Source organism: Nonomuraea sp. MG754425 (assembly GCF_021699195.1).
GTDB lineage: Bacteria > Actinomycetota > Actinomycetes > Streptosporangiales > Streptosporangiaceae > Nonomuraea.
This window is the reverse complement of sequence record NZ_SSXE01000348.1, coordinates 1-4740: the sequence shown is the minus strand read 5'-3', so window position 1 is coordinate 4740 and position 4740 is coordinate 1. Positions and strand designations below refer to the sequence as shown.

The window sequence follows — 4740 nt, the reverse complement described above, 5'->3', positions numbered from 1 at the left end:
GGGCGGGCCTGGTGACGTACGCGACGCCGTACAGGGTGGCGAGGGTGACCAGGACCAGGGCCAGCAGGCCGTACCTGTGTTCCACGAACGCTCTCATCGCGGCCCGTCCGCCCTGGTCGCCGCCGTGCGCTCGGCCCGCATCACGCACCCGCCGGCGCGACGGCGAGCGTCTCCACGGGCTCCGGCCGGCGGCGGCCCGGCGAGGCCAGCAGCGCCACCAGCAGGACCAGCGCGCCCTGCGCCCACAACCACGCCGTGTACAGGACGCTCGCCGGCTGGACGGGCACCCTGGTGACCGGCTCCGCCAGCCGCCACAGGCCGCCGCCCGTCTCCGACAGGCTCATGCGTTCCAGGGACGGCTGGGAGTCGAGGGTCCTGGCCAGCTCGGACGTGATCGGCGGCGCCACGGCCACCATCGCGATGCCCTGCGCGGCCAGCGTGGCCGCGTCCCCGCCACGGCCGCCGACCAGGCCCTGCACCGCCGCGCCGACCCGGGAGCGGGCCTCGGACGCGACGGGCAGCTCCGCCTCGCCGATCAGCGGGGTGCGCCCGTGCAGCACCGTGAACCCGGATCCCTTGATCACCAGTGTCCGTTCCCCCTGTGTCGTACGGGCGGCGGCGAGCGCGGGCATCACGTCCCTGGCGTCGCCGACGAGCGGCCCGCGCACCCCTCCCGCCATCCAGTAGCCGGCCGCCAGCAGCGGCGTGCTGAACGCCACGGCCACCAGCGCCGTCGCCCCCAGCCGCCGCAGCCCGCCGCCGGCCCGCAGTTCGGTGAGCCGGTGGGCGGTCAGGCCCACGAGCACCACGAGCCCCGCCCCGGCGAACGCCAGCGGCACGCCCGGCCAGGCCGGCGCCCCCTCGATCGTGACGCGGCTGATCAGGATGCCCGCCAGCACTCCGTACAGCGCCACCGCCCAGCCGGCGGCGACGATCACGCGCTGGCGGCGCATGAGCAGCGCGGCCAGCGCCGCCGTCACCAGGCCCGCCGTCACCCAGACGGGCGGCAGTCCCGGCCCTCCCGGGTTGAGTGCGAACAGGGACTCGGGGGCGAGGGACGGGTGCACCAGCGCCGGGTCGTGCAGGCCGGTCTCCAGGAGGAGCCTGCCCGGGTCCGTCACCAGGCCGGCGATCCAGGGCAGCAGCAGCACCGGCGGGACGGCCAGCACGATCACCATGGACACCAGGACCTCACGCTTCCCCGGACGGCCCGCGTCCTTGACCTCGCGCGGGCGGGCCTGCACGTCCTTGGCCCCGGCGTCCGCGCCTCCGGTCGTGCCCGCGCGGCCCCTGCCGCGCCGTCCGGCGGCCCTCCCGCGACGGCCGCCACCCTCGGCGGCGACCCCGGCACCCGGGCCGCCTGGTCCAGCGCCTGGTCCAGCGCCTGGTCCGGTGCTGACGCGTGCGGTGGCGGCCACGCCGAAAGCCGAACCGCCGGCGGCCGCGAAGCTGCTCCCAGTACCGCCCCCGGCCGGCGTCCCGGCGTCGAACATGCTCGCGGTTCCGGCACCGGCCGGCGCCCCCGCGACCTCGGGCGTCCCGGTCCCGGGGCCGGTGGCCGGGACGCGGGCGCGGAGCAGGCCGCCGCCGAACGCGACCGCCCCCACCAGCCCCAGCACCCCGAACAGCGGATACACAAGCGGCACGAACGCCACCCCCACGGCCAGCCACAACCCCAGCGCCCACGCCGCCCGCCGGGCCCGCCGCCGGTCCTCGGCCAGCAGGATGATCCCGAGCAGCCAGGCGTAGACGGGCAGCAGCACGAAGACGACCGCCGTCCCCAGCCGCCCGCCCGCGACGGCCCCGGTGGCGACGGGCAGCAGCGCGTACGTCCCGGCCGCCCAGGCCCGAGCCGGGACGGAGGGGATGAGGTGCCGCGTGGCCAGGTACGCGGTGGCCCCGGCCAGCGGCACCGATCCGAGCAGCAGCACGGACACCGCCACCCACGGCTTGCCCAGAGCGAGCGTGGAGAGCGCGGCGAGCACGGCCACGTACGGCGGCGCGGGGTCGGTCGAGCCGAGCCCGACGTCGTGGTAGCCGGCGAGGTAGAACTCCCACAGGTCGGACGCGCCGCCGGTCACGGGCACGAGTGCGCCACCGCCGAGCCGTTCGCCGCCGAGCAGGGACCGTTCGGCCACCAGCGAGACGATGGTGAGCGCGAACATGAGGATGACGCCGGGCCGGCCGATGAAGCGCTGGAACGCCCCGGTGTCGGACGGCGGTGCGGCGTCCTCGCCCTCTGCGCGGGGGGCGACCTGGTGGTGCTGGCCGGCGGAGTCGACGGGGGCCTGACCGGCGAGGAAGCTCTGGAGCATGTCGGTGACACGCCGGTAGGCCGCCCCCCGAGGAGTCATAAACCGTTTTATGCGGATAAATCCCCTTTTGCGGCCATGGCTGCGGGCCCGCCGCGCCCGCAGCAGCCGGAACGGGTGCCCCAGGACCGACCCCATGGCCACGACCTCGTCCAGCGCGTTCGCGGGCTGCTTGCTGACGATGAACAGCAACGTGCGGAAGAACGAGCCGAGCAGGTTCCGCAGCAGCGCCCACACCATCGCCATGAACGGCATGTTCGCCAACACCACGAAGATCGCGTTACGTCGGTCGAGCCGGCGCGGGTGGTCGCCGCTTACCGCGACGGGCCGCCGCCTGCGGGCCGCCGCCTCGGCGTGCCAGGCCACGGCCGAGGTGACGTTCAGCACCTTGTGCCCGGCGTTGCGCACCCGCCAGCACAGGTCGAGGTCGTCCCGGAACAGCGGCAGGAACGGGTCGAGCCCGCCGACCTGCTCCCACACCTCCCGCCGGATCAGCATCCCGGCCGTGGACACCGACAGGACGTCCCGCGTCCCGTCGTGCTGCCCCTGGTCGAACTCGCGCGCCTCCAGCCCGGTGTCCCTGCGTCCGGTACGGCCGACGGTGACGCCGATCTCCAGCAGCCGCCTGCGGTCGAGCCAGTCGCACAGCTTGGGGCCGAGCACGGCGGCCTTGGGGTCCTGCTCGGCCGCCGCGAGCAACATCTCCAGCGCGCGCCGGTCGGGGGCGCAGTCGTCGTGCAGCAGCCAGATCCACTCGTCGGGCGCGGCGGGCGGGAGCCGGTCGAGCACCTTGGCGACCGACTCGCCGAAGCCGGTGGAACGGGGCAGGGAGATCAGGTTGCCGGGGCCGAGCGTCTGGCCGAGCAGGTCGGCCGAGCCGTCCCTGCTGCCGTTGTCGACGCCGGCCACGCGGTCGGGCCTGCGGCTCTGGTTGATCAGCGCGCGCAGCGTCTCCCCGAGCCAGCGCGCGCCGTCATGGGCGACGACGATCGCGGTGACGAAGGGACGTGACATGGGTGGGCGACTCCAGAGGGGACGATCAGGCGGGCCCACGATACAGGTGCAAGCCATTCAGGAGATGCGAAAAGGGTCACACGGCTCTCCGCGTGACCCCTTCCCCCCTTTATCACTACACCGCCTGGCGCTTGATCCGTCTGCGCTCCCGCTCGGACAGCCCACCCCAGATGCCGAACCGCTCATCGTGCTCAAGTGCGTATTCCAAGCACTCGGCACGGACTTCGCACGATCGGCAGACCTTCTTGGCCTCTCGGGTAGAGCCGCCCTTCTCCGGGAAGAACGCCTCCGGATCAGTCTGCGCGCACAACGCACGCTCCTGCCAGCCGAGTTCTTCAGCGTCAAGCTGATCCTGTGCGATGACCGGATCGGTCACTGCACACCTCCCTGCCGCCCGCCCGCAATGGAGCCCCCCATGGACGCCTTCCTTATTACCCACCCACAGGAAGGCGTAACAACATGGTTGTAATTACACGCGCGTGCCGTACGTGACGTCAAGCGGCATGCAGGTATCCGGGGAAAGACCAGATCTCGCCCCGGTGTGCTTGGCATGTGTTGTTCGCACCGGGCCGGCACCGCGCGAGCAGCGCTTCGACCTGGGTGTTCAACCTGTCAGCGGTCCGAACCGTACCAGGGCGGGAAAGACCCCCGCCCGTGGCCCACCTTCTCTCTAGCTGTTCATTGCCGGTTCGTTACCTGCGGGGCTCGTTGGGGGTGTATATGGCGGTCGGGTCGATCGGGTCGTCCCCGGGACGGCGCTGGTCGCCGAAGCCGGCCGCGTAGGCCGCGGGGTCGATCCGCATCGTGGACTCGCCGCCCGCAGCCTGCGGCTCCGGCCAGCTCTGCTGCTGCTGGTGGTGCGGGGCCTGGTGGGTGGGCTGGTACTGGCCCTGCTGCGGCTCGTACCCGCCGCCGTGCGACGGCTGCGCGGGCTGCTGCTGCTGGGGGTGGCCGAACGGGTCGTCGTACTGCCTGCCCTGCTGGGGCTGGCCGCCGTACTCGGCGCCCACGTTCGACTGGTAGGTGTCCGCCTGCTGGTAGGCGTCCATGAGCTGCTGGGAGCGCGGGTCCACGGGCGGGTCCGGCTCCTGGTAGGCGGGCTCCTGGTAGGCGGGCGGGGTGGAGTACTCGTGACCCGAGTAGCCCGTGAACGGCTGGCCGCCCTGCTGACCGGGCTGCTGGCCGCCCTGCTGCTGACCGGCCTGCTGCTGGTCGAAGGCGCTCTGCCCGAAGTACCCCTGCTGCTCGCCGAACTGCTGGGGCTGCTGGGGCTGCTCGGCCGGCGGGTACGGCACGTTCGGGGTCGTGTCCCCCTGCGGGTACGCCTGGTCGGCGGCCGGCGCGTACGGGTTGACCGGCGGCTCCGCGGGCGGGGCGTAGGGGTCGTTCGCGGCGGGCGCGTACGGGTTCGGGG

2 protein-coding genes and 1 pseudogene are annotated in these 4740 nt (G+C 73.6%); all 3 read right to left on the bottom strand.

Translation table 11 applies throughout. The features are described from left to right. Positions 1–140: 140 nt before the first annotated feature. Positions 141–3326 (bottom strand): glycosyltransferase family 2 protein, encoded by a 3186-nt coding sequence (locus tag FAF44_RS52090; protein WP_237110929.1) that lies wholly within the window; start codon positions 3324–3326, stop codon positions 141–143. A 115-nt stretch (positions 3327–3441) separates the two neighbouring features. Continuing rightward, on the bottom strand, positions 3442–3702 hold the full coding sequence (locus FAF44_RS52085) for a WhiB family transcriptional regulator (protein ID WP_020546325.1): 261 nt from the start codon (positions 3700–3702) through the stop codon (positions 3442–3444). A 316-nt stretch (positions 3703–4018) separates the two neighbouring features. Further along, positions 4019–4740, bottom strand: a pseudogene (locus tag FAF44_RS52080) (hypothetical protein); the annotation flags it as partial.

What these genes read in the sequence shown, in the direction of transcription:
- FAF44_RS52090 (WP_237110929.1), bottom strand. Translation starts at nt 3,326, where the DNA reads ATGTCACGTCCCTTCGTCACCGCGATCGTCGTCGCCCATGACGGCGCG.